The organism is Hydrogenophaga sp. T2, assembly GCF_049843535.1.
GTDB classification, from domain to species: domain Bacteria; phylum Pseudomonadota; class Gammaproteobacteria; order Burkholderiales; family Burkholderiaceae_C; genus Hydrogenophaga; species Hydrogenophaga crocea.
On sequence record NZ_JBBHZJ010000002.1, the window covers coordinates 667,501 to 691,510 of the forward strand.

The 24,010-nt window shown below is 71.6% G+C and carries 19 protein-coding genes (1 of these 19 cut by a window edge); 13 read left to right on the forward strand and 6 right to left on the reverse strand.

Annotated features, from left to right (window positions below; translation table 11 throughout):
- A protein-coding gene (gene abc-f / locus WDZ95_RS06825) for a ribosomal protection-like ABC-F family protein (protein ID WP_425777186.1) crosses the window boundary here: on the forward strand, positions 1–1,724 show its 3' portion. Its footprint begins 163 nt before the window's first position; the window shows 1,724 of its 1,887 coding nt (coding positions 164–1,887); the start codon falls outside the window, past its left edge; its stop codon occupies positions 1,722–1,724.
- A gap of 9 nt (positions 1,725–1,733) precedes the next feature.
- Here the strand turns inward: abc-f and WDZ95_RS06830 are convergent, their stop codons facing one another.
- Positions 1,734–3,134 (reverse strand): PLP-dependent aminotransferase family protein, encoded by a 1,401-nt coding sequence (locus WDZ95_RS06830; RefSeq protein ID WP_425777188.1) that lies wholly within the window; start codon positions 3,132–3,134, stop codon positions 1,734–1,736.
- 122 nt (positions 3,135–3,256) lie between these two features.
- On the opposite strand from WDZ95_RS06830, the gene WDZ95_RS06835 reads away from it, so the two are divergent.
- From WDZ95_RS06835 to WDZ95_RS06865, 7 genes are read left to right on the forward strand one after another with little or no spacing between them, the layout of a single operon-like run.
- Positions 3,257–3,871 (forward strand): LysE family translocator, encoded by a 615-nt coding sequence (locus WDZ95_RS06835; protein ID WP_425777190.1) that lies wholly within the window; start codon positions 3,257–3,259, stop codon positions 3,869–3,871.
- Positions 3,872–3,879: 8 nt separating this feature from the next.
- Positions 3,880–4,827, forward strand: coding sequence for a DMT family transporter (locus tag WDZ95_RS06840; RefSeq protein ID WP_425777192.1), 948 nt, complete (start codon positions 3,880–3,882; stop codon positions 4,825–4,827).
- Positions 4,824–6,014, forward strand: a complete 1,191-nt coding sequence (locus tag WDZ95_RS06845) for a PLP-dependent aminotransferase family protein (RefSeq protein ID WP_425777194.1) — start codon at positions 4,824–4,826, stop codon at positions 6,012–6,014. Before WDZ95_RS06840 ends, WDZ95_RS06845 begins: the two co-directional genes overlap by 4 nt.
- A gap of 4 nt (positions 6,015–6,018) precedes the next feature.
- Positions 6,019–6,636: a glutathione S-transferase family protein gene (locus WDZ95_RS06850; RefSeq protein ID WP_425777196.1), complete on the forward strand. Its 618-nt coding sequence runs from the start codon at positions 6,019–6,021 to the stop codon at positions 6,634–6,636.
- A 7-nt stretch (positions 6,637–6,643) separates the two neighbouring features.
- Positions 6,644–7,507, forward strand: a complete 864-nt coding sequence (locus tag WDZ95_RS06855; RefSeq protein ID WP_425777198.1) for a PhzF family phenazine biosynthesis protein — start codon at positions 6,644–6,646, stop codon at positions 7,505–7,507.
- The gene (locus WDZ95_RS06860; protein WP_425777200.1) at positions 7,504–8,184 is read left to right on the forward strand and encodes a VOC family protein; all 681 of its coding nucleotides are present in this window, start codon (positions 7,504–7,506) and stop codon (positions 8,182–8,184) included. The genes WDZ95_RS06855 and WDZ95_RS06860 overlap by 4 nt, the downstream gene beginning before the upstream one ends.
- The gene (locus WDZ95_RS06865) at positions 8,181–9,179 is read left to right on the forward strand and encodes a threonine dehydratase (RefSeq protein WP_425777202.1); all 999 of its coding nucleotides are present in this window, start codon (positions 8,181–8,183) and stop codon (positions 9,177–9,179) included. The genes WDZ95_RS06860 and WDZ95_RS06865 overlap by 4 nt, the downstream gene beginning before the upstream one ends.
- Before the next feature lie 6 nt (positions 9,180–9,185).
- On the opposite strand, the gene WDZ95_RS06870 is transcribed toward WDZ95_RS06865, so the two are convergent.
- Positions 9,186–11,474 (reverse strand): hybrid sensor histidine kinase/response regulator, encoded by a 2,289-nt coding sequence (locus WDZ95_RS06870; RefSeq protein WP_425777204.1) that lies wholly within the window; start codon positions 11,472–11,474, stop codon positions 9,186–9,188.
- A gap of 237 nt (positions 11,475–11,711) precedes the next feature.
- Here WDZ95_RS06870 and WDZ95_RS06875 point away from each other — a divergent pair, with 237 nt between their 5' ends.
- The gene (locus WDZ95_RS06875) at positions 11,712–12,383 is read left to right on the forward strand and encodes a histidine phosphatase family protein (RefSeq protein WP_425777206.1); all 672 of its coding nucleotides are present in this window, start codon (positions 11,712–11,714) and stop codon (positions 12,381–12,383) included.
- Here WDZ95_RS06875 and WDZ95_RS06880 read toward each other — a convergent pair.
- Both WDZ95_RS06880 and WDZ95_RS06885 read right to left on the reverse strand, forming a co-directional pair.
- Positions 12,374–13,198 carry a creatininase family protein gene (locus WDZ95_RS06880; RefSeq protein ID WP_425777208.1) on the reverse strand — a complete coding sequence of 275 codons (825 nt, stop codon included), beginning with the start codon at positions 13,196–13,198 and terminating at the stop codon, positions 12,374–12,376. The genes WDZ95_RS06875 and WDZ95_RS06880 overlap by 10 nt on opposite strands.
- 18 nt (positions 13,199–13,216) lie before the next feature.
- Positions 13,217–14,440: a class I SAM-dependent methyltransferase gene (locus tag WDZ95_RS06885; protein ID WP_425777210.1), complete on the reverse strand. Its 1,224-nt coding sequence runs from the start codon at positions 14,438–14,440 to the stop codon at positions 13,217–13,219.
- 171 nt (positions 14,441–14,611) lie between these two features.
- On the opposite strand from WDZ95_RS06885, the gene WDZ95_RS06890 reads away from it, so the two are divergent.
- The 4 genes from WDZ95_RS06890 (at position 14,612) to priA (ending at position 21,158) form a co-directional block, all read left to right on the forward strand.
- Entirely contained in the window at positions 14,612–16,837 is a 2,226-nt protein-coding gene (locus tag WDZ95_RS06890) for a protein-disulfide reductase DsbD family protein (RefSeq protein ID WP_425777212.1), read from the forward strand.
- 38 nt (positions 16,838–16,875) lie between these two features.
- On the forward strand, positions 16,876–17,496 hold the full coding sequence (locus WDZ95_RS06895; protein ID WP_425777214.1) for a thioredoxin family protein: 621 nt from the start codon (positions 16,876–16,878) through the stop codon (positions 17,494–17,496).
- 81 nt (positions 17,497–17,577) lie between these two features.
- Positions 17,578–18,681 (forward strand): uroporphyrinogen decarboxylase, encoded by a 1,104-nt coding sequence (gene hemE / locus WDZ95_RS06900; RefSeq protein ID WP_425777217.1) that lies wholly within the window; start codon positions 17,578–17,580, stop codon positions 18,679–18,681.
- Positions 18,682–19,085: 404 nt separating this feature from the next.
- A complete protein-coding gene (gene priA, locus WDZ95_RS06905; protein WP_425777219.1) occupies positions 19,086–21,158 on the forward strand; it encodes a replication restart helicase PriA in 2,073 nt (690 codons plus the stop codon).
- Here the strand turns inward: priA and WDZ95_RS06910 are convergent.
- Both WDZ95_RS06910 and katG read right to left on the reverse strand, forming a co-directional pair.
- A complete protein-coding gene (locus tag WDZ95_RS06910) occupies positions 21,125–21,574 on the reverse strand; it encodes a histidine kinase (protein WP_425777221.1) in 450 nt (149 codons plus the stop codon). The genes priA and WDZ95_RS06910 overlap by 34 nt on opposite strands.
- Before the next feature lie 238 nt (positions 21,575–21,812).
- Positions 21,813–23,972 (reverse strand): catalase/peroxidase HPI, encoded by a 2,160-nt coding sequence (gene katG / locus WDZ95_RS06915; RefSeq protein WP_425777223.1) that lies wholly within the window; start codon positions 23,970–23,972, stop codon positions 21,813–21,815.
- Between the last annotated feature and the right edge of the window lie 38 nt (positions 23,973–24,010).

Sequence of the window (24,010 nt, forward strand, 5' to 3'; positions counted from 1 at the left end):
CCGATGATGGCGCGCTCCAGGTACAAGGCGGGGTGCGGGTGACCTATGTACCCCAGGAGCCGGCACTGTCCGAGGAGGACACCGTATTCACCGCAGCCAGCGCCGGGCTCAAAGATGCCATCCTGGCCCGCGAGCAGTTCGAACGCGGCGGCGACGGCGCCGATCTGCACCAGCTGCAGGCGCGCATTGAAGCGCTGGATGCCTGGAACTGGGAAAGCCGGGTGGCGGAGACCCTGGACCGTCTGCACCTTGATCCGCAGCTTCGCATCGGCGCGCTCTCGGGCGGCAACCGCAAGCGCGTGGCGTTGGCGCAGGCGCTGGTGAGCCGGCCCGACGTGATCCTGCTGGATGAGCCCACCAACCACCTCGACCTCGACAGCATCACCTGGCTGGAAGACCTGCTGCTGGATTTCCCGGGTAGCGTGGTGGTCATCAGCCACGACCGGGCCTTTCTCGATCGCGTGACCACCCGCATCGTCGAACTCGACCGCGGCCGCCTGCTCAGTTTCCCGGGCAACTTTGCGCAGTACCAGGTGCTGAAGGACTCACAGCTCGCGCAGGAGGCGGTGATCAGCGCCAAGGCGGACAAGCTGCTGGCCCAGGAAGAGGTCTGGATCCGCAAAGGCGTGGAGGCGCGCCGCACGCGCGCCCAGGGCCGCATCGTGCGCCTGGAACGGCTGCGCGAGCAGCGCGCCAGCCGCCGCGATGCCGTGGGCCGCGTCAAGCTGGAGATCGACAGCGGCTCGGCGAGCGGCAAGATCGTCTCCGAACTGCAGGGGGTGAGCAAATCGTTCGCCCTGCCCGACGGCGGCCACAAGACGGTCGTTCGGGACTTCTCAGCCACCATCCTGCGCGGCGACAAGATCGGTCTTATCGGCCCCAATGGCGCCGGCAAGACCACCTTGCTCAAACTCATCCTGGGCGAACTGGCGCCCGACAGCGGCAGCGTGCGCCAGGGCAGCCGCGTCCAGGTGGCCTATTTCGACCAGATGCGCGAGCAGGTGAACCTGGACGCCACGCTCGAGGACTTCATCAGCCCGGGCAGCGAATGGATCGAGATCGGTGACAAGCGCACGCATGTCAAAAGCTACCTGAGCGACTTCCTCTTCTCACCGGCGCGCGCGAACGCACCGGTGCGGACCTTGTCGGGCGGGGAGCGCAACCGGCTCTTGCTGGCCCGCCTGTTCGCACGCCCGGCGAACGTGCTTGTGCTCGACGAGCCCACGAACGACCTCGATATCGACACGCTGGAGCTGCTCGAGGAGCTGCTGCAGCAATACGACGGCACCGTGTTCCTGGTCAGCCACGACCGCCGCTTTCTGGACAACGTGGTCACCAGCACGCTGGTGGCCGAAGGCGAAGGCCGCTGGCGCGAGTACGTGGGCGACGTGCAGGACTGGCTGACCCAGTCGGCCCGCGCGGCCGCGAGCGCCCCTGCGGCGCCCGTGGCCAAGCCCGCGGCTCGACCCGCCGCCCCCGCGCCGGCCGAGGCCGCGCCGCCGCGGCGCAAGCTGAGCTACAAGGAGCAGCGCGAGTGGGACGCGCTGCCCGGCCAGATCGCGGCGCTCGAGGCCGAACAGGCCGCGCTGTCGGCCGAACTCGGCGATGGCAGCCTGTACGCCAGCCATCCGGCGCGCGCCGCCGAGATCGCCGAGCGCCTGGTGGCGGTGGAAGAGGCCTGGATGGCCGCGCTCGAACGCCAGGAAGCACTGGGCGTGCGCTGACGCCGCGGCTCAGGCCTCGGCCACGCGGCGCGAAAACACGCGCCAGAAGGCGGCGTCCTGGGCGGTGGCGAAATTGATGCGCATCAGCGTGCTTGGCTGGCGCACGGCATGGAACAGGCCACCGGGCGCGATCAGGTAACCATCGTCGATCAGCCGCTGCGCCAGCGCATCGGTGTCCACGCCGGTGTCGAGCCATCCGAACAGGCCCATGGGCTCGGCCACGAAGCGGCAGCCGGCCGCCATCGCCAGCTTGACGCTACGCGCGCGGGCGGCGTCGAGCCGCGCGCGGATGCGCTCGGCGTGCCGGCGCAACTGCCCTTGTTCGATGCAGTGGGCCAACGCCTTTTCGAGCAGGGCCGGCGTGGTCAGCGTGCTGAGCAGCTTGGTGTCGAGCAGCGGCTCCACCAGGCCAGGCGGCGCGGCCATGAAGCCGATGCGCCAGTTGGGCGCCAGGATTTTCGCGAAGCCGCTCACGTAGATCGTGCGCTGCAGGCCATCGAGCGCACACAGCCGTGTGGCGTGTTCGGGCGCGATGTGACCGTAGGTATCGTCTTCGACGATGTGGAAGCCAAAGCGCTGCGCGAGCTGCAGCAGGCGGTGCGCACTGCCGGGCGACAGGCTGTAGCCGGTCGGGTTGTGCAGCACGCTCACGCTCACGAACAGCTTGGGTCGGTGCGCCTCGGCCAGCCGCTCCATCACGCCCAGGTCGGGGCCTTCGGGGCCGCGCGGCACGGGCAGCACGCGCATGCCCAGCGCGGTCAGGCGCGCGAACTCCACCGACCACCCCGGCTCCTCCACCAGCACCGGGTCGCCCGGGCGCAGCAGCGTGCGGCTCACGATGTCGAGCGCGTGCGTGGCGCCGACCGTGGTGATGATCTGCTCGGTGCCCGCATTCACGCTGATGGACGCGAGCTTTTGCGCCAGCACACGCCGCAGCCCGTGATCGCCCATGGGCTCACCGTAGTGCAAGGACGCGTCGTTGAGCGCCCGCGTGGCGACCACGCGGCGCACCGCGGCGGGCATGAACTCCGACTCCAGCCAGTCGGGCGGGAACGCGCCCATGCCGGGCTGGGGTTTGTCGCTCACGCGGTGGAACATGCCGCGGATCAGCGCCGTCGCATTGATCGGCCCCATGTTCTGCGGTGCGGCCGAGGGGCTGCGCGCATCGGTCCGCGGCGACAAGGCCTCGCGCACGAAGAAGCCGCGCTGCTTGCGCGCCTGCACCAGGCCTTGCGCCAGCAGCAGGTCGTAGGCGGCCACCACGGTGGACGGGCTCACGCCATGCAGCCGCGCGCATTCGCGCACCGAGGGCAGCCGCGCGCCAGGCGCCAGCAGCCGCTGCCGGATGCGTTCGGCGTATCGCTCGGCCAGTTGTTCGGTGAGCGACTGTGTCGCGCTCTTCATGAGCATGGGAAGCCCTCGGCTGTATGGACGGCATGGGCAGTACAGATTCACATCTGAGCCGGTGAACTGTATTGCTTGTGTATTGATGGGCGAGGGTACATTGATCGCCCCGACACCGCCAGCCCCCCATGTCCGCCACCGAACTGACCGCCCTGCTGCTCTTCTGCACCGCGATGAGCTTTTCGCCCGGGCCCAACACCACCCTGTCCACCGCGCTCGCGGCCAACTTCGGTCTGCGGCGCGCGCTGCGGTTCTGCCTGGCCGTGCCCACGGGCTGGACCCTGCTCATGCTGGTCACCGGCCTCGGCCTGGGCGCCCTCATCACCGGCGTGCCGCTGTTGCGCTGGGCGGTCAAGTTGGGGGGTGTCGCCTACATGCTGTGGCTGGCCTGGCAGTTGGCCCGGGCGGGCAGCCTGTCGCAGGCCGACCCGGCGCGGCTGCAGGTGGGCTTCTGGCAGGGGGTGGGCCTGCAGTTCCTCAACATCAAGGCCTGGATGCTCGCGCTCACGCTCAGCGCCGGCTGGGTGGTCAGCGCCGCCGGCGCGCCCGCGCCCAACCCGGGCGAGCGGCTGCTGCTGGTCTGCCTGGTGATGGTGCTGTTCGCGTTCTCGAGCAACTTCGCCTACGCACTCATCGGCTCGCTGCTGCGTGCCTGGCTGGCGCAGGGCCGGCGGCTGTTGTGGTTCAACCGCGTGCTGGCCGCCGTGCTCGTGGCCACCGCGCTGTGGATGCTCACCGTATGAGGCGCGGCATGAAGGGTGGCCTGATGAGCGACGAGACGCGCGGCCTGCTGCTCGGCCTGCTGGGTGTGGCGGTGTTCGGCCTCACCCTGCCCATGACGCGCCTGGCCACCGGCAGCGCCGACGCGCCGCAGCTCTCGCCCTGGTTCGTGACCTGGGCGCGCGCGGCCATCGCGGGCCTGCTGTCCATCGCCTACCTCGGGCTCACGCGCTCGCCGTGGCCGCAGCGCGCGCAGCGCGGTCCGCTGGCGCTCGCGGCGCTGGGCAACGTGCTGGGCTTTCCGCTGCTGCTGGGCTGGGCGCTGCGCCACGTCACGGCCAGCCATGCCGCGGTGTTCATCGCGCTGCTGCCGCTGGCCACCGCGGCCACGGCGGCCTGGCTCATGCACCAGCGCGCGCGCATCGGCTTCTGGCTGTTCGCGGGCCTGGGCAGCGCACTGGTGGTGGCGTTCAGCCTGCTGCGCGCCCACCAGATGGGTCACGGCTTCGGCTTCACCTGGGCCGACACCCTGCTCGTGGGCGCGGTGCTCGCGGCCGCGCTGGGCTACGTGGGCGGCACGCAGGTCACGCCGACGCTGGGCGCCGAGCGCGTGATCAGCTGGGTGTGCGCGCTCGCCCTGCCCATCACGTTGCCCGGCGCGCTGCTCACCTGGCCCACGCAGGCGGTGAGCGCCGGCGCCTGGATCGGCCTGGCCTACGTCGCGGTGTTCTCCATGTGGGCTGGCTTCTTCGCGTGGTTTCGCGGGCTCGCCCTGGGCGGGGCGCTGCGCGTGAGCCAGTTGCAGTTGATCCAGCCTTTCATCGCCATCGCGGTAGCGGTTCCCCTGCTGGGCGAATCGCTCGAAACGCTTACGCTCGTGTTCGCGCTGGCCGTGGTGGCCAGCGTGTTCCTCGGCCGCCGCTTCGGCGGCGCCCCTTCCGCCACCACGCCCCGTCCCACCGCCAAGGCCACGCCATGAACAAGCCCTCCTGGACCCTGTCGCGCCGCGCAGAGCGCATGAACCCCTCCGTGCTGCGTGAAATCCTCAAGGTCACCGAGCGCCCCGGCATCATCAGCTTCGCAGGCGGCCTGCCCTCGCCGCGGACCTTCCCGGTCAGCGCATTCGCCGAGGCCTGCGCCGATGTGCTGCGCAACGACGCCTCGGCCGCGCTGCAGTACGCGGCCAGCGAAGGCCATGCGCCACTGCGCGAATGGGTGGCACAGCAGCTGCCCTGGAACGTCGACCCGTCGCAGGTGCTGATCACCACGGGCAGCCAGCAGGGCCTCGATCTCGTGGCCAAGGTGTTGATCGACAGCGGCAGCCGCGTGCTGGTGGAAACGCCGACCTACCTGGGCGCGCTGCAGGCCTTCTCGCCCATGGAGCCGGTGTTCAATGGCGTGGCCGGCGATGCCGAGGGCGTGGACCCCGACGACCTGCGCCGCCAGGCGCCGGGCGCGCGCTTCGTCTACCTGCTGCCCAACTTCCAGAACCCCACGGGCCGCACCATGAGCGAAGCGCGCCGCGCCGCGGTGGCCCAGGCCGCGCTCGACACCGGCCTGCCGATCGTGGAAGACAACCCCTATGGCGACCTGTGGTTCGACGCCCCGCCGCCCGCGCCGCTGACCGCGCGCAACCCCGAGGGCAGCATCTACCTGGGCTCGTTTTCCAAGGTGCTCGCACCCGGACTGCGCCTGGGCTTTCTGGTGGCGCCCAAGGCCATCTACCCCAAGCTGCTGCAGGCCAAGCAGGCGGCCGACCTGCACACGCCCGGGTTCAACCAGCGCCTGGTGAGCCGTGTGCTCGAGGGCGGCTTCCTCGAGCGCCACGTGCCCACGATCCGCGCGCTGTACCAGGCGCAATGCCGCCACATGCTGGCCGCGCTCGAGCGCGACATGGCCGGCATGGACGTGCGCTGGAACGCGCCGGTGGGCGGCATGTTCCTGTGGCTGCGCCTGCCCGAGGGCATGGACGCGACCGCGTTGCTGCCGCACGCGGTCGAGCGCGGCGTGGCCTTCGTGCCGGGCGCGCCCTTCTACACCGACCTGCCCGACGCGCGCACGCTGCGCCTGTCCTTCGTGACCGCGAGCACCGAGCAGATCGACCGCGGCATCGCCGCGCTCGCGCAGACCGTGCGCGAGCACCTGCCCAGCCCCGTGGCCGCCTGACCCCATGGGCCTGCACCTTTGGGGCCGCCTGAGCTCGATCAATGTGCGCAAGGTGGTGCTGTGCGCGCAGTGGCTGGGTCTGTCGCTGCCGCGCACCGACGCCGGCATGGCCCACGGCGTGGTCGACACGCCGGGCTACCGCGCGCTGAACCCCAACGGCCTCGTGCCGCTGCTGCAGGACGGCGACTTCGCGCTCTGGGAGAGCAACGCCATCGTGCGCCACCTGTGCGCGCGCGAAGGCCGCGGCTACCCGGCCGACCTGCGCCAGCGCGCCGACGCCGACCGCTGGATGGACTGGCAGCAGACCACGCTCAACCGCGCGGGCGGGCCGGCCTTCGTGCAATGGATCCGCACCCCGGCCGAGCGGCGCGACCACGCCGCCATCGAGGCCTCGGTGCGCGCCACCGAGCCGCTGCTCGACTGGCTCGACGCCCACCTGGCGCAACGCGCCTTCATGGCCGGCACCGAGGCCACCATGGCCGACTTCCCCATCGTCTGCGAGCTGCACCGCTGGTTCGGCCTGCCGCAGCCGCGGCGCGCGCGGCCGCACCTCGACCGTTACTTCGAGCACTGGCTCGCGCAGCCCTGCAGCCGCGGTGTGCTCGACCTTCCCCTGCAATGAACCCGCCATGAAAACCCGCCCCTTCGCCCAGGTCGACGTCTTCACCGCCACGCCCTACCGCGGCAACCCGCTCGCGGTGGTGCTCGACGGCAGCGGCCTGAGCACCGAGCAGATGCAGCACTTCACGAACTGGACCAACCTGTCGGAGTGCACCTTCCTGCTGCCGCCCACGCAGGCCGGCGCCGACTACCGCGTGCGCATCTTCTGCCCCGGCCGCGAGCTGCCGTTCGCCGGGCACCCCACGCTGGGCACGGCCCACACCTGGCTCGCCGCGGGCGGCCGGCCCGCGGGCGAACACCTGGTGCAGGAATGCGGCGTGGGCCTGGTGAAAATCCGCCGTGACGGCGCTCGCCTGGCCTTCGCCGCGCCGCCGCTGCGCCGCTCGGGCCCGCTCGACGAGGCCGACGTGGCGCTGATCGCGCGCGGCCTGGGCGTGGCCCGTGGCGACATCGTGGCGCACAGCTGGTGCGACAACGGCCCGGGCTGGCGCGGCGTGATGCTGCGCAGCGCCGAACAGGTGCTCGCGCTCAGGCCCGACGCCGCGGTGCTCGCGGGCCTGGACGTCGGCGTGGTCGGCCCGCGCGGCAAGGTCGGCGTGGTCGGGGCCAGCGACAGCGAAGGCATCGCCTTCGAGGTGCGCGCCTTCTTCCCCGGCAACAACGGCCTGGCCGAAGACCCGGTGACCGGCAGCCTGAACGCCGCGCTCGCGCAGTGGCTGATCGGCGCGGGCATGGCGCCCGGGCGTTACGTGGCCTCGCAAGGCACGGCCCTGCAGCGCGCGGGCCGCGTGCACGTGGACCGCGCGGCCGACGGCACCGTGTGGATCGGCGGCGAAACCGTCACCTGCATCGAAGGCACGGTGCGCTTGTGACCGCGGCCTTCGACCACCTCGTGGTCGGTGCGGCCACGCTCGACGAAGCCGTGGCCTGGTGCGAACGCACGCTGCGACGCACGCCCGACCCCGGCGGCGCGCACCCGCTGTTCGGCACCCACAACCGGCTGCTGCGGCTCGACGGCTGCGAACGCGCCTACCTCGAGCTGATCGCGGTCAACCCGGCGGCCCGACCCACGCGCGCCGCCCCGCTCAAGCGCTGGTTCGACCTCGACCAGCCCGCCATGGCCCGGCGCCTGGCGGTCCACGGCCCGCAGGCCATCCACTGGGTCGCGCGCGTGGCGGACATCGAAGCCGCGCGGCGCACCTGGCTCGCACTCGGCATCGACCCGGGCCCGGTGCTCACCGCCTCGCGCGAAACGCCGCGCGGCCTGCTGCAATGGCGCATCACCGTGCGCGACGACGGCGCGCGCCTGTTCGACGGTGTGCTGCCCACGCTGATCCAGTGGGGCGGGCTGCACCCCACGAGCACCCTGCCGCCGTGCGGTCTGCAACTGCAGGGGCTGTCGCTTGCACACACCGAAGCCGCCACCGTGCGGGCCGCGCTCGACGCCATCGGCCTGCACACGGTGGCGGTGCGCCACGGCGCACCCGCCATCGGTGCGCAGCTACACGCCGCCGACCTGCCCGCCCTCACTTTGCACACGCCGCCATGAGCCCTGCCCTGCCCTGCCTCACCGACATCGAAGACGCCGCCGCCGTCGTCTACCGCGCGTTCGGCGCCACGCCCCAGTACCGCTGGGCCACGCTGAGCGCTCGGCTGGGCACCGAGTGCTGGCTCAAGCACGAGAACCACACGCCCGTGGGTGCGTTCAAGATCCGCGGCGGCCTCACCTACTTCCACGCGCTGGCCCGGCGCGGCGCGCTGCCCCGGGCCGTGATCAGCGCCACGCGCGGCAACCACGGCCAGAGCGTGGCCTGGGCCGCGCGCGCGCACGGCGTGCCCTGCACCATCGTCGTGCCGCACGGCAACTCGGTCGAGAAAAACGCGGCCATGCGCAGCCTGGGCGCTCGGCTCGTCGAGCACGGCGACGAGTTCCAGACCGCGCGCGAGCACGCGATCGAACTCGCCGCGCAACAGGGCGCCCACATGGTGCCCAGCTTCCACGCCGACCTGCTCAGCGGCGTGGCCACGGCATGGTGGGAATTCCTGCGCGCCGCGCCGCACCTCGAGGTGCTCTACGTCCCGATCGGCCTGGGCTCGGGCGTGTGTTCGGCCATCGCGGCCAAGCGCGCGCTGGGCCACGCGGTGCGCATCGTGGGCGTGGTGAGCGCCCACGCCACCACCTACGCCGATTCGCTCGCCGCCGGCCGCGTGGTGGAGGCGGCGGTGAGCACCGAACTCGCCGACGGCATGGCCTGCCGGGTGGCCGACGCCCAGGCCCTGGCGGTCATGGCCGAGGGCCTGGACCACCTGGTGCACGTGAGCGACGCCGAGGTGGCGCAGGCCATGCGCATGCTGTTCGCCGACACGCACAACGTGGCCGAAGGCGCGGGCGCCGCGGGCTTCGCGGCGGCCTGGAAGGAACGCGCGCAGCTGCGCGGCCGGGTGGTGGGCACCACGCTCAGCGGCGGCAACGTCGACAGCGCGCGCCTGGCGCAGGTGCTTGCGCCCGCGGCCACGCCGCTGGCGGCCGAGGCCACCGCCTGACCGGACTCAGGCCGCGGCCGGCTTGATCAGGCGCGCCACGACCTCGCAGAACTGGTCGACCGCGTCGGTCTTGAAGACCACCTCGCGCACGCCCGCGGCCTTGGCCTGGGCCTGCAGCTCGTCGGTGATGTAGCCCGAGGCCACGGCCACCGGCAGCGTGGGGTCGGCCTCGAGCGCCTGGCGCGCCACGTCCAGACCCGACAGGCCGGGCATGTTGTAGTCGGTGAGCAGCAAGGCGAAATGGCCCGGGCGTTCGCGCACCAGCGCGAGCGCTTCTTCCTGCAGACCCACCGCGGTCACGCGGTAGCCGCGGCGCTCGAGCAGGCGGCGCACCAGAAACACGAGCGTGTCGTCGTCGTCGAGGTACAGGACGTGCGGGGCCTGACCATCGTCGGCCAGCGGTCGGGGCGGGGCAGGGTTTTCCACGCGGGTCATTGTGACGGGTTTGGGAGCGGGTGCGGCCAAGGCCGGAGCGGCGGGGGGAAACAGCAGCGTGACGGTGGTGCCGGCGTCCACACTGCTGCGCAGCGCGATGTGGCCGCCATGGGCCTCCACGATACCCATCACCACCGGCAGGCCCAGGCCCGTGCCCTGGCCCACCGGCTTGGTGGTGAAGAAGGGTTCGAACACCCGGCGCAGCACGGTCTCGTCCATGCCGCAGCCTTCGTCGATGACGCGCAGGCGCAGCGCGGGCTGGTCCACCGCGCGGCAGGCCTGGGCCAGCTCGGGCGGCAGCTCGGGGGCGTCGGCGGCGACGGTGTCGAGCACGAAGCTCACACGGCCGCTGCGGGTCTGCATGGCATGCAGGGCGTTCGTGCCGAGGTTCACCAGCACCTGCTGCAGCTGCGTGGCGTCGCCCTCGATGTCGGGCACCGGGTCGGCCAGCGACTGCACCAGCTGCACCCGCGGCGGCAGCGCCGCGCGCAGCAGGGCGCACGACTCGCTCACCATCGCGGCCAGCTGCAGGCGTTCGCGCGCCAGGGGCTGCTGGCGGCTGAAGGCCAGGATCTGCCGCACCAGCTCGCGCCCGCGCCGCGCCGCGGTGGCGATCTCGGCCAGGCTCTCGTGCGCGCGCGCCGCCGGTGGCAGGTCTTCGCGCGCGATGTCGGCATTGCCCAGGATGGCCGCGAGGATGTTGTTGAAATCGTGCGCCACGCCGCCGGCCAGCGTGCCCAGCGCCTGCATCTTCTGCGACTGCGCCAGCCGCGCCTGCAGCGCCTTCTGTTCGGACTGCGCGGCCTTCATGGCCGTGATGTCGATGAAGGTCAGCACCACGCTGCGCAGGCCGCCGTGCGCATCGCTTTCGGGATAGCCGCTGCACAGCGCCCAGCGCGGCGGCTGGCCGGCCTCGCCGGGCAGGCCCACGATCACGTCGCGCACCGGCTGGCCCGTGACCAGCACGCGCTCGAAAGGCATGTCGTGGCGGCGCAGCGGCTGGCCGTCTTCACCGAGCAGCTTCCAGTCCACGCGCACCGGCTCGGGCAGCAGGCTGCTGCCACCGGTGACGGACCAGCCCAGCAGGCGGCGCGCCGCGGTGTTCACGCGCCACAGCGTCTGGTCGGGGTGGAACACCATCACGCCGGCGTCGAGGTTGTCCACCAGGCGGCGCAGGTCGGCCTCGCGCTGGCGCTGCTCCGCGCGCGCGGTGTCGGCGTCGTCGCGCAGGCGCAGCGTGACCAGGCCGTAGTAGGCGAGCGAATTGAAGAGGAAAACGAAGAAGAAGCAGAACAGCATCAGGCCGACGACCTGCTGCGGCTGCAGCTTCAGCGCCTGCGCCAGCACCAGCGAGGCCACCATGAGACTGGCCTGCGCGCGCAGCGCCCAGCGCACGGCCCGCCACTCCATGGGCAGGGGCCGCGGCGCGTGGCGGCGCACGTCGCGCATGATCAGCCCCACCAGCGTGAGGTTGGTCGCCGCCCACAGCAGGTGGCGCGCCCCCAGGCTGTCGAACCCGACGATGAAGTACACGTAGAGCGGGGCCTCTGCCGCGATCACCAGGGCCATGGTTTGCAGCAGCCGCCGCGTCGGCAGGCCCAGGTGCGCGCGCAGGCCGGTCCACAGCAGCGTGAACGCGCTGGTGAACAACAGGTTGGTCAGCGGCAGCGCGACCCCGGTCGGCAGCCAGGGCCGCACCGCGACCGACAGCAGCGCGAGCAGGTGCACGCCGCAGGCCAGCGCCCACCAGCCCGAGCCGGCCATGTGCCGCACGCGCCGGTGCTGCAGCAGGAAGGCCGCCGCCACCACGATGTCCACACCGATCCACAAGGCCAGCAGCGTTTGCAGGTCGTACCACATGTCGTTGTTCGGGCGGGGGTCGGAAGAGGCCGTTCAGCGGCCCTTCGGGGGACACCGTTGGACCTATTTCAACACGGGCCCACCCGCCCTGGCGGGCGGAAAAGCGGGGCCAAAAGCATGCATTCCTGCGTCGGGCGTGATCCCGGCGTGATGGGCTTTCGCGCAGGTGACAGCGCGGCGGCGGCCAGTCGCTGCGGGGACAAAACCCGCCGCGGCCCAGCGCCGAGAATCGCGCGCATGGGAATGCTTTACCTCGTGCGGCACGGCCAGGCCTCGTTCGGCGCCGACGACTACGACCAGCTCAGCGAGCTCGGCCAGCGCCAGTCGGTGCGGCTGGGCCGCTACTGGGCCGAGCGTGGCCTGCGCTTCGACGCCGTGATCACCGGCTCGCTCAAGCGCCATGCGCAGACCTTCGCGGGCATCGCCGAAGGCGCTGGCCTGGACCTGCAGCCCCTGGTGTGGCCTGGCCTCAATGAATACGACAGCGAGGCCGTGATCCGCGCCATCCACCCGCAGCCGCTGGCGCGGCCCGACACCCCCGAGCTGTACCGGCACCACTTCCGGCTGCTGCGCGACGGCCTCACGCAGTGGATGGCGGGCACGGTGAGCCCGCGCGGCATGCCGAGCTACGACGACTTCGTCAAAGGCGTCACCGGCGCGCTCGACCACGTGCGCCAGCAGCACGCGGGCCAGAACGTGCTGATCGTGTCCAGCGGCGGGCCGATCTCGACCGCCGTGGGCCATGTGCTCGGCCTGAGCCCCGAAGCCACGATCGAACTCAACCTGCGCATCCGCAACAGCGCGGTGAGCGAGTTCCAGTTCAACCCCAAGCGGCACAGCCTGCTCACCTACAACACGCTGCCGCACCTCGACCACCCGGACCACCGGGACTGGATCACCTACGCCTGAAGCGTCTCGGGCGGCAGCTGGTGGATCTCGGCGAGCAGCCGGGCCAGCGCGCGGCCGGCCGCGTCGAGCAGGGCCTGGCCGTTGTCAACGGTGGCGGCGGCCGCATTGCCCACCGCGCCCGAGGGATTGAGGTCCTGCGTCTGCCAGGCGAAGCGCGCACTGCGGCCGTTGCCCAGCAACGGGTAGGCCGCGGCGCGGTCTTCGCTGGTGGAGCGGAAGTGCTGCGCGAGCGCCATGCGCACGCGCTCGGGGCGCAGCGCCAGCATCAGGCCCGTCTCCACCTCACCGCCGTGGATGCCGAAGCGGTGTTCGTGCGCCGAAAAGCGCGCGTTCACGTCCTCGCCCCGGGCATCGAGCAGGGGCCACTGGAACCAGCTGGTGCTGAAGGCCATGAGGCCGCGGCGCGCGCGCAGATCGCGCGCCACCGGGTCGAGCAGCCCCACCTGGCCGCCATGGGTGTTGAAGAGCACGAAGCGCTTCACGCCCGCGTCGGCCACGCAGTCGCCGAGCTCGGTCCACACGCGGATCAGGGTGTCGGCCTTGAGCGTGAGCGTGCCCGCGAACGCGGTGTGCTCGGGCGAGAAACCCACCACCTGCGGCGGCAGGAACAGCACGGGCAACTCGGGGGCCAGGTGCGGCAGCGCCGCCTCGATCACGCCCTGCGCGATGTCGGCGTCCACCGACAGCGGCAGGTGCGGGCCGTGCTGCTCGATCGCGGCCACGGGCAGCACGGCGATCGTGCGCTCGCGGTCGAGGGCGCTGAAATCGGCGGTGGTGAGGTCGCTCCAGAAGCGCGACGGCAGGGCTTGCGGCATCGCGCGATCTTACGGCGCTCAATGCCCTTCGTAGAGCCAGCGGCGCGACCAGGGCAGCTCGCCGGCCACGCGGCCCGAGGGCCGGCACAGCACCTGGAACAGCGCGATCTGGTCGTGCTCGAAGGCCCAGGCGCAGCCGGCCAGGTAGACGCGCCAGATGCGCCAGGTCTTTTCGTCGACCATGGCGCGCAGCCGCTCGGCGCGGGCCTCGAAGCGCTCGCTCCACAGCGTGCAGGTGCGCGCGTAGTGCCGCCGCAGGTTCTCGATGTCGAAAGCCTCGAGCCCGCCCTCCTGCAGCGTGCTCAGCACGGTGCCGATGTGGGGCAGCTCGCCCTGCGGGAACACGTAGCGGTCGATGAAGCTGCCGCCGCCCTGGGCGGTTTCGCCGTCGTCGGGGTCGGTGCTGGTGATGCCATGGTTCATGGCCCAGCCCTCGGGCCGCAGCAGCTTGCGGATCTGCGCGAAGTACGGCACCAGGTGGTTCAGGCCCACGTGCTCGAACATGCCCACGCTGGTGATGCGGTCGAAGGGCGCATCGCTCACGTCGCGGTAGTCCTGCAGCCGGATCTCCACGCGGTCCTGCAGCCCGGCCCGCTTCACGCGCTCGGTCGCGAGCTCGTGCTGGTTCTTGGACAAGGTGATGCCCACGCAGCGCGCGCCGAAGTGCTGCGCCGCGCGCAGCACCAGCGCGCCCCAGCCGCAGCCGATGTCGAGCAGGCGCTGGCCGGGCTGCAGCCGGATCTTGCGCAGGATGTGGTCGATCTTGGCGAGCTGCGCCTGATCGAGCGACTCGTTGCCCTCTTCGAAGTAGGCGCACGAATACACCATGTTCTCGTCGAGCCACTCGCGGTAGAAGGCGTTGGACACGTCGTAGTGGTACTGGATGGCCTGGGCATCGCTCTCGCGCGTGTGCGAGAAGCTGCGCTTGATGCGCCCGAGCAGGCCGTTTTCGGGCTGGGCGTGTTCGGCCAGCGCGTGCGCGGTCTCGAGCACGTCGGGCAGCGAGCCCTCGACGTCGATCAGGCCTTCCACGTAGGCCCGGCCCAGCGTGTCCAGGTTGGGGTCGATGAGCAGGGGCAGGCCGCTTGCGTCCTTCACGCGGATGGTCACGGCCGGCTGCTCGAAGTGCCCCAGGTCCAGCGGTGTGCCGCCGTCGCGCCAGTACAGGCGCACCGGCAGGTTGACCTTGTCCTGCATGCGCCGCGCCCAGGGCAGCAGCGCCATTTCCACGATCGCTCCCATGTGGTTTCCCCCCAGATGGTGATGACGGTGTTGAGCCAGAAGACCGGTTGTACCGAAAAAGCGCTGGCCGCGTGAAGCCCCCGGGGCGGACGGGGCACCCCCGCGCGGAACTCGGGCGCCCATGGCCCCTCATACCCCGGTCGGCCCGCGCGGGCCGACAATCCCTGCGCCATGAACCTGTCCCTGCTGGCCGCCCGCGCGCGGCAAACCCTGTGCCTGCTCTCGGTGGCCCTGCTGGCGCCGCTGGCTTCGTTCGCCCCGCTGGCCGCGGCCCAGACCGGCCTGCCCGGCGGCGTGGCCAACGGCGTGTTTCAGTCGGCCCAGACGCGCGCCGAGCTCGTCGCCCACGCCCCCGACGGCGTGCGCCCCGGCCAGACGCTGTGGGTCGGCCTGCGCCTGGACCACGCGCCCGAGTGGCACACCTACTGGAAGAACGCGGGCGACTCCGGCCTGCCCACAGAACTGCGCTGGACCCTGCCCGAGGGCGTGAGCGCGGGCGAGATCGCCTGGCCGACGCCGCGCAAATTCCCCATCGGCACCCTGGCCAACTACGGCTACGACGGCAGCGTGGTGCTGCCCGTGCCGCTTCAGGTGAGCGACAACTTCCGCGGCAGCGCCCTGCCCGTCAAGCTCGATGCGGCCTGGCTGGTCTGCCGCAAGGAATGCATTCCCGAAGAGGCCAGCTTCACGCTGAACCTGCCGGCCAATGGCTCCACCGCGGGCCACGCCGCGCTGTTCGAGGCCATGCGCGCCGCGCAGCCGCGTGCGATCCCCGCGGGCACGAGCCAGCTCCAGCCCGAAGACGGCTTTCTGCGCGTGGCGCTCGACGGCCTGCCCGCCGACTGGCGCCAACGCCCGCTCGAGTTCTTCCCCGAACTCACGGGCGTGATCGAGCCCGGTGCGGCCTGGACCCAGGCCTGGGACGGCGCGCGCTGGACCGCGCGCATCCCGCTCTCGCCGCACCGCTTCGAAGCACCCACGCAGATGGCGCTGGTGGTGGCGCCGGCCAACCCGCCCGGCCAGGGCGCGGGCGCCGCGGGCGTGCGGCTCGATGTGCCGGTGCAAGGCGCCTGGCCCGCGGCCGCGCCGCTGCCGGCCGCCGTGCCCGACGCGCTGCAGGCCGCCCTCGATGCCAACGCGGCGCGCAATGGGCCGCCCGCGGCGGCGCCTGCCTCGTCGATCGGCTTCGGCGCGGCACTGCTCGGCGCGCTCATCGGCGGCCTGATCCTGAACCTCATGCCTTGCGTGTTCCCGGTGCTGGCGATCAAGGTGGTGGCCTTCGCGCGCCACGCCGACGACCGCCGCGCGCACCGCGCGGCCGGCCTGGCGTACACCGCGGGCGTGCTGCTGTCCTTCCTGGCCCTGGGCGCCTTGCTGCTCGGCCTGCGCGCCGCGGGCGAGCAGCTGGGCTGGGGCTTCCAGCTCCAGAGCCCGGCCGTGGTGGCCGCGCTCGCGGTGCTGTTCACCGTGATCGGCCTCAACCTCGCGGGCCTGTTCGAGTTCGGCCACCTGCTGCCCTCGCGACTGGCCGGCCTGCAGGCGCGCCACCCCACGGCCGACGCCTTCCTCACCGGGGTGCTTGCCACCGCCGTGGCTTCGCCCTGCACCGCGCCCTTCATGGGCGCCTCGCTGGGCCTGGCCATCGCGCTGCCGCCCGCGCAGGCGCTGGCGATCTTCGCGGTGCTGGGCCTGGGCATGGCCCTGCCCTACCTGCTCGCGAGCTGGGTGCCCGCGGTGGCGCAGCGGCTGCCGCGCCCCGGCCCGTGGATGCAGGGCTTCAAGCAGTTCATGGCTTTCCCGATGTTCGCCACCGTGGTGTGGCTGCTCTGGGTGCTGGGCCAGCAAAGCGGCATCGACGGCGCGGCCGCGCTGCTCATGCTGCTGGTGGGGCTCGCGCTCGCCATCTGGGCCTGGGGCCTGGGCGGCAAGGGCCGCGCGGTGCTCGGCAGCCTCTCGCTGCTGGCCCTGCTCGCCCTGGGCGTGGCCATCGGCCCGCAGGTGGTGAAGCTGCAGGACGCGCCCGCCGCGAGCACCTCCGCGCCCACGGGCGTGCAGGGCGTGGCCTGGGAGCCCTGGAGCCCGCAGCGCCAGGCCGAGCTCAGCGCGCAGGGCCGCACCGTGTTCGTCGATTTCACCGCCGCCTGGTGCGTGACCTGCCAGTACAACAAGCGCACCACCCTGGCCGATGCGCGCGTGCTCGGCGACGTGGCCGAGCGCCAGGTGGCGCTGCTGCGCGCCGACTGGACGCGCCGCGACCCCGCCGTGACGCAGGCGCTCGCCGCCCTCGGCCGCAACGGCGTGCCGGTGTACGCCGTGCACCGGCCGGGCCAGCCCGTGAAGGTGCTGTCCGAGGTGCTCAGCGTGGACGAGGTGCGCGCGGCGCTCGCCGGGCGCTGAGCCCCCTGTTTTTCAACCACCGCCCAGGAGATCCCGCCATGAAACGACGTCCCCTGCTCGCCCTTGGTGCCCTGTCGCCGCTCACGTCCTTCCTGCCCGCGGCGCACGCGGCCGCGGTGGGCCAGAGCGCGCCCGACTTCAGCCTGCCCGACACCGCCGGCAAGACCGTGCGCCTGTCGGACTTCCGCGGCAAGCACGTGGTGCTCGAATGGACCAACCCGGGTTGCCCCTTCGTGCGCAAGCACTACCAGGGCAACATGCAGGCGCTGCAGAAAGAGGCCGCGGCCCGGGGCGTGGTGTGGCTGGCCATCAACTCCACCGAGGACGCGAGCGCCGACTACCTGAGCCCGCCGCAGCTCGCGCGCTGGATGGGCGAGAAACAGGCCGCGCCCACCGCCACGCTGATGGACGAAGAAGGCACGGTGGCGCGCGCCTACGCCGCGCGCGTGACCCCGCACCTGTACATCGTCGACCCGCAGGGCCGCCTCGCCTACGCGGGCGGCATCGACAGCATCGCCTCGGCGCGCGTGGAAGACATCGCCCAGGCCACGCCCTACATCCGCCAGGCCTTGAACGAGATCGCGGCCGGCAAGCCGATCTCGGTGACCACCAGCCGCCCCTACGGCTGCTCGCTCAAGCTCAAGGGCGGCGCGGCCTGAGCCGCGCCCGGCGCGCGCCGGGGGGCGCATGGATAATCGTCCGGCCGATACTCCCCGGTGCCCCAGGCGCCCGCGCGACCCATGTCCTTTGCCCCCCTGAAGAACGACAGCTTCCTGCGCGCCTGCCTGCGCCAGGCCACCGACCACACGCCCGTGTGGCTCATGCGCCAGGCCGGCCGCTACCTGCCCGAATACCGCGCCACGCGCGCCAAGGCCGGCAGCTTCATGGGCTTGGCCACCAACGTCGACTACGCGACCGAGGTCACGCTGCAGCCGCTCGATCGCTACCCGCTCGACGCCGCCATCCTGTTCTCCGACATCCTCACCGTGCCCGACGCCATGGGCCTGGGCCTGTCGTTCGCGCTTGGCGAAGGCCCGAAGTTCGAGAAGACCGTGCGCACCGAGGCCGACGTGGCCGCGCTGGCCGCGCCCGACCTCGAGAAGCTGCGCTACGTGTTCGACGCCGTCACCTCGATCCGCAAGGCCCTGAACGGCCGAGTGCCCCTGATCGGCTTCTCGGGCAGCCCCTGGACCCTGGCCTGCTACATGGTCGAAGGCGGCGGCTCGGACGACTACCGCCACGTGAAGTCGCTGATGTACGCGCGCCCCGACCTGATGCACCGCATCCTCGCGGTCAACGCCGACGCGGTGGCGGCCTACCTCAACGCGCAGATCGAGGCCGGCGCGCAGGCCGTGATGGTGTTCGACAGCTGGGGCGGCGTGCTCGCCGACGGCGCGTTTCAGGCCTTCAGCCTTGCCTACACCGAGCGCGTGCTCTCGCAATTGAAGCGCGAACACGCGGGCGCGCGCATCCCGCGCATCGTGTTCACCAAGGGCGGCGGGCTCTGGCTCGACGAGATGAAACCGCTCGACTGCGACGTGCTGGGCCTGGACTGGACCATCTCGCTGGCCCGCGCGCGCGCCCTGGTGGGCGAAGGCCCGAACGCCAAGGCCCTGCAGGGCAACATCGATCCCAACGTGCTGTTCGCCCCGCCCGCAGCCATCGAAGCCGAGGTGGTGAAGGTGCTCGAGAGCTTCGGCCGACCGCACACGGGCCCGGGCACGGGCCCCACGCACGTGTTCAACCTGGGCCACGGCATCAGCCAGCACACCCCGCCCGAGCACGTCACCGCGCTGGTCGAAGCGGTGCATGCGCATTCGCGGCGCCTGCGCCAGTCGGCCTAGTGGTGTGAGGGCTGCGCGCTGCGGAATCCGCAGCGCGATGGACGGCCGCCCCCTGTCACACGGTCGTCACTCATGCGGCCATAGCACAAAAACCGGCGGAAAACGCACTTGACAGGCGCCAGTTATGCACAAAATTTGTGCTGCGGTGCGCCATCCCTCCCGGGCCGGGACCGGGCCTGGCTTCTCCCCTGAACAATCACGCAAGTGATTGATTCATATAGGCTTTGTGGATTGCCTGTTTTCTGAGCAAATTAAGCAAGGCCTTGATTTTCAAGGGCCGGGGCAACAGGAAAGCCAACTATCAACAAAGTTATCCACAGAAGCTCTGGATATGTCCGGCAGCCCTTTGACATCAAGCACTTAGCGCCGATTTCGCCGACGAACGTGAGGAACTTCGCATAAACATGTACCACTGGCCCGCCGTCGTCGTGGCCACCCCGGCGCACAGCGGGGTGGGCGACCTGCTGAGTTACCGCAGCGGCGCGGCGTTGGCGGCCGGCACGCTGGTGCGCGTGCCCCTGGGCTCGCGCGAGGTGCTGGGCATTGTGTGGCGCTGCGACGACGCACCGCCCGAAGGCCTGGCGCCCGGCCAGGCGCGCGACGTGGCCCAGGTGCTCGACGCCCTGCCGCCGCTGGACGCCGGCTGGCGCGAGCTGGTGGCCTTTGCCGCGCGCTACTACCAGCGCGGCCTGGGCGAGGTGGCGCTGGCCGCGCTGCCGCCGCCGCTGCGCGAGCTCACGCCCGAGCAGCTGGCGCGCCGTCTCAAGCGGCCGGCCAAGGCCGCCGCGGCCGAGATCGCCCCCGACCACGAACGCGCCCTCAGCCCCGAGCAGGCCACGGCCCTCGCGGCCATCGAAGGTGCGACCGCCCCGGTGCTGCTGTTCGGCACCACCGGCAGCGGCAAGACCGAGGTCTACCTGCAGGCCTGCGCGCACGCCCTGGCCAGCGAGGCCACGGCCCAGGTGCTCGTGCTGGTGCCCGAGATCAACCTCACGCCACAGCTCGAAGAGCGCTTTCGCGCGCGTTTCGCCGCGGTGCACGGCCACGACGCGGTGGTGAGCCTGCACAGCGGCATGACGCCGCCGCAGCGCCTGGCGGCCTGGATCGCGGCCCACACCGGGCGTGCGCGCATCGTGCTGGGCACGCGGCTGGCGGTGTTCGCCAGCCTGCCGGGCCTGCGGCTCATCGTCGTCGACGAGGAACACGACCCGAGCTACAAGAGCCAGGACGGCGCGCGCTACTCGGCGCGCGACCTCGCCATCTACCGCGCCAGGGTCGCCGGCGCGCGCGTGGTGCTGGGCTCGGCCACGCCCTCGCTGGAGAGTTGGCACGCGAGCGAGCAGGGCCGCTACCGGCGACTGGACATGCCCTCGCGCATCGGCGGCGGCGCGCTGCCACGCCTGCGCCTGGTCGACATGAACCACCAGCCCAAGGGCGCGCTGATCGCTCCGCCCCTGCTCGCGGCCATGGCCGAACGCGTGGCGCGCGGCGAGCAATGCCTGGTGCTGATCAACCGCCGCGGCTACGCGCCGGTGCTCGCCTGCCACGCCTGCGGCTGGAAAAGCGGCTGCCCGCACTGCAGCGCCTACCGCGTGTTCCACAAGCTCGACCGCACGCTGCGCTGCCACCACTGCGGCTTCACGCAGCGTGTGCCGCGCGCCTGCCCCGACTGCGGCAACCTCGACATCGAGCCCATCGGCCGCGGCACCGAGCAGGTGGAAGAACAGCTCGCGGGCCTGCTCGCCGAGGCGCGCCGCCCCGATGGCGGGCCCGCGCGCGTGGCGCGCATGGACGCCGACACCACCAAAGCCAAAGGCAGCCTCGAAGCCCAGCTCGCGGCGCTGCACGCCGGCGAGGTCGACGTGCTCGTGGGCACGCAGATGATCGCCAAGGGCCATGACTTCCGCCGCATCACGCTGGTGGCCGCGATCAACGCCGACGCCTCGCTGTTCGCCAGCGACCACCGCGCGCCCGAGCGACTGTTCGCGCTGCTGCTGCAGGCCGCGGGCCGTGCCGGCCGCGACGCGGCCCACAGCGCGGCGAGCGAGCTCTGGGTTCAGACCTGGCACCCCGAACACAAGCTGTTCGCGCACCTGCGCGCGCACGACCACCCGGGCTTTGCCAAGGCCGAACTCGCCGACCGCCAGGCCGCGGCCATGCCGCCGTTCGCGCACCAGGCGCTGCTGCGCGCCGACGCACGCACCCAGGAGGCCGCGCAGGGTTTCCTCAAGGCCGCGTCGCGCGCGGCGCAGGCACTGCCCCAGCGCGAGGCGGTCACGCTCTACCCCGCGGTGCCCTTGACCATCCAGCGCGTGGCCAACGTGGAGCGCGCGCAGTTGCTGGTAGAAAGCGATTCGCGCGCGGCGCTGCAGCGCTTCCTCACCGCATGGCAGCCGCTGCTGCTGCAGGCGCGCAGCGCGCCCGAGGCGCGCGGCCTGATCCGCTACGCGGTGGACGTGGACCCGCTGAGCGTCTGAGCGGACGCGGGCGGCACCACGTGCGCGCACAGCGCCTCGACGGTGTGCACCACGTCGTGGATCTTGAAGGGCTGCAACAGCAGGCGGCGGATCTTCAGCGCCTTCAGGCGCTGCACCGTGGTCGCATCGGCCGCCACGGCCATCACCGCCACGGGCGCGTCGGGCGCGCTCGAGAAACCGCCGGCGCGCAGGCGCTCGATCAGGTCGATCGCGGCATCCGCCTCGGACAGCGACAGCAGCAGCAGGTCCATCGCCTGCGCCTGCAGCATCTGCACCCCCACCGACAGACTGGCCGCCTGGTGCACCTGCGCGAGTTCGAGCTCGCGGCAGACGCCGGCCACGGTGTTGCGCACCAGGTTGTCGGGCTCCACCAACAGCAGCTGCGGCGGCATCACCTGCAGACTCACCCCGTTCATGCAACGTCCTCCGGCCGCACGAACGCCCGGGGCCGACGGTCTTCGCCGGCAGGCTCAGGCGCAACGATCATGTTCTCTCCCTGGCGGTGGTGGATCCACCCGAATGTCTTTCCATCGACAGTTACATGTTACAACTTAAGCCTTTCGTGACGGCACCGACCACCGCCGGTAGGCCAAAAGCAGAAACCCCGCGGGCCGGGGCCACGCGGGGTTTCCAAAAGCCGGAGCCGGTCGGCGCTCAGGCGAGGTCGAAGCGGTCCAGGTTCATGACCTTGGTCCAGGCGGCCACGAAGTCCTGCACGAACTTGTCCTGGCCGTCGGCGCTGGCGTACACCTCGGCGAGCGCGCGCAGCACCGAGTTCGAGCCGAACACCAGGTCGACGCGGGTGCCTGTCCACTTCACCGCGCCGCTCTGGCGGTCGCGGCCTTCGAAGAGCTCGCCGGCCGGCTTCCACTCGGTGCTCATGTCGAGCAGGTTCACGAAGAAGTCGTTCGTGAGCCGGCCCGGCTGGGCGGTGAACACGCCGTGGCGGCCACCGTCGAAGTTGGCGCCCAGCACGCGCAGGCCGCCCACGAGCGCGGTCATCTCGGGCGCGGTCAGCGTGAGCAGCTGCGCCTTGTCGACCAGCAGGTGCTCGGCCGGGATCGCCGACTTCGCCTTCTGGTAGTTGCGGAAGCCGTCGGCGAAGGGCTCGAGGTACTGGAAGGACTCGACGTCGGTCTGCTCGGCCGTGGCGTCGACGCGGCCCGGGGCGAAGGGCACCTCGACCGTGCGGCCCGCGGCTTTGGCCGCCAGTTCGATGCCGACACCGCCCGCGAGCACGATCACGTCGGCCAGCGAGAGCTTGCCGCTGGCCTTCTGGATCGCTTCGAGTTTGGGCAGCACCTTGGCGGCGATCTGGTTCACGGCCCAGTCCTTCTGCGGCGCCAGGCGGATGCGCGCGCCGTTGGCGCCGCCGCGTTTGTCACCACCGCGGAAGGTCGAGGCCGAGGCCCAGGCCGTGGCCACGAGCTCGGCCACGGGGATGCCGGCGGCCGCGATCTTCGCTTTCGCGTCGGCGATGTCGGCCGCGGTGGGCTGGTGCACCGGCGCGGGCAGCGGGTCTTGCCAGATCAGGTCTTCCTTCGGCGCCTCGGGGCCCAGGTAGCGCGACTTCGGGCCCAGGTCGCGGTGGGTCAGCTTGAACCAGGCGCGGGCATAGGCGTCGGCGAAGGCCTGCGGATCGTTGAGGAACTTGCGCGAGATCTTCTCGTAGGCCGGGTCGAAACGCAGCGACAGGTCGGTCGTGAGCATCGTGGGCTTGCGCTTGGGCGAGTCGGGCGTGGGGCCGGGGATGATGGCCTCGGCGTCTTTCGCTTCCCACTGGATGGCGCCCGCGGGCGAGCGGGTCTGCACCCATTCGTACTTGAACAGGAACTGGAAGAAATCGTTGCTCCAGCGCACGGGCGTGCTGGTCCAGGTGACTTCCAGGCCCGAGGTGATGGTGTCCTTGCCCTTGCCGGAGCCGTGGGTGCTGGTCCAGCCGAAGCCCTGCGCTTCGATCGCGGCGGCCTCGGGGTCGGCGCCCACGTGGCTGGCCGGGCCGGCGCCGTGGGTCTTGCCCAGGGTGTGGCCGCCCGCGATCAGCGCGACGGTTTCCTCGTCGTCCATCGCCATGCGCTTGAAGGTCTCGCGGATGTCGTGCGCCGCCGCGAGCGGATCGCCGTTGCCGTCGGGGCCTTCGGGGTTCACGTAGATCAGGCCCATCTGCACGGCGCCCAGCGGGTTCTCGAGCGTGCGCTCGCCCGGCTTGCTGTCGCTGTAGCGGCTGTTGGGCGTGTTGCTGCCGGCCAGCCAGGTGGTTTCCTTGCCCCAGTACACGTCCTGGTCGGGTTCCCACACGTCTTCGCGGCCACCCGCGAAACCGAAGGTGCGAAAGCCCGCGTTTTCCAGCGCCACGTTGCCGGCGAGGATCATGAGGTCGGCCCAGGAGATCTTCTGGCCGTATTTCTGCTTGATCGGCCACAGCAGGCGGCGCGCCTTGTCCAGGCTCACGTTGTCGGGCCACGAGTTCAGCGGGGCGAAGCGCTGCTGGCCCCGGCCCGCGCCGCCACGACCGTCGCCCACGCGGTAGGTGCCGGCGCTGTGCCAGGCCATGCGGATCATCAGGCCCGCGTAGTTGCCGAAATCGGCAGGCCACCAGTCCTGCGAATCGGTCATGAGCTTGTTCAGGTCGGCCTTGAGCGCCGCGTAATCGAGCGACTGGAAGGCCTCACGGTAGTTGAAGGCCTTGCCCAGGGGGTTGGACTTTTCGGAATGCTGGCTCAGCAGATCGAGGCGCAACTGGTTCGGCCACCAGTCCTTGTTCTGCGTGCCGCTACCGGCGGCGCCGTGGAAAGGGCATTTGGCTTCTGACATGGGGTCTCCTTTCGGGGGCTGTGTGGGAGGGGAGACAC

Coding starts and splice junctions, on each gene's coding strand:
- WDZ95_RS06830 (WP_425777188.1), bottom strand. CDS start 3,134: ATGCTCATGAAGAGCGCGACACAGTCGCTCACCGAACAACTGGCCGAG.
- WDZ95_RS06835 (WP_425777190.1), top strand. CDS start 3,257: ATGTCCGCCACCGAACTGACCGCCCTGCTGCTCTTCTGCACCGCGATG.
- WDZ95_RS06840 (WP_425777192.1), top strand. CDS start 3,880: ATGAAGGGTGGCCTGATGAGCGACGAGACGCGCGGCCTGCTGCTCGGC.
- WDZ95_RS06845 (WP_425777194.1), top strand. CDS start 4,824: ATGAACAAGCCCTCCTGGACCCTGTCGCGCCGCGCAGAGCGCATGAAC.
- WDZ95_RS06850 (WP_425777196.1), top strand. CDS start 6,019: ATGGGCCTGCACCTTTGGGGCCGCCTGAGCTCGATCAATGTGCGCAAG.
- WDZ95_RS06855 (WP_425777198.1), top strand. CDS start 6,644: ATGAAAACCCGCCCCTTCGCCCAGGTCGACGTCTTCACCGCCACGCCC.
- WDZ95_RS06865 (WP_425777202.1), top strand. CDS start 8,181: ATGAGCCCTGCCCTGCCCTGCCTCACCGACATCGAAGACGCCGCCGCC.
- WDZ95_RS06870 (WP_425777204.1), bottom strand. CDS start 11,474: ATGTGGTACGACCTGCAAACGCTGCTGGCCTTGTGGATCGGTGTGGAC.
- WDZ95_RS06875 (WP_425777206.1), top strand. CDS start 11,712: ATGGGAATGCTTTACCTCGTGCGGCACGGCCAGGCCTCGTTCGGCGCC.
- WDZ95_RS06880 (WP_425777208.1), bottom strand. CDS start 13,198: ATGCCGCAAGCCCTGCCGTCGCGCTTCTGGAGCGACCTCACCACCGCC.
- WDZ95_RS06885 (WP_425777210.1), bottom strand. CDS start 14,440: ATGGGAGCGATCGTGGAAATGGCGCTGCTGCCCTGGGCGCGGCGCATG.
- WDZ95_RS06890 (WP_425777212.1), top strand. CDS start 14,612: ATGAACCTGTCCCTGCTGGCCGCCCGCGCGCGGCAAACCCTGTGCCTG.
- WDZ95_RS06895 (WP_425777214.1), top strand. CDS start 16,876: ATGAAACGACGTCCCCTGCTCGCCCTTGGTGCCCTGTCGCCGCTCACG.
- hemE (WP_425777217.1), top strand. CDS start 17,578: ATGTCCTTTGCCCCCCTGAAGAACGACAGCTTCCTGCGCGCCTGCCTG.
- priA (WP_425777219.1), top strand. CDS start 19,086: ATGTACCACTGGCCCGCCGTCGTCGTGGCCACCCCGGCGCACAGCGGG.
- WDZ95_RS06910 (WP_425777221.1), bottom strand. CDS start 21,574: ATGAACGGGGTGAGTCTGCAGGTGATGCCGCCGCAGCTGCTGTTGGTG.
- katG (WP_425777223.1), bottom strand. CDS start 23,972: ATGTCAGAAGCCAAATGCCCTTTCCACGGCGCCGCCGGTAGCGGCACG.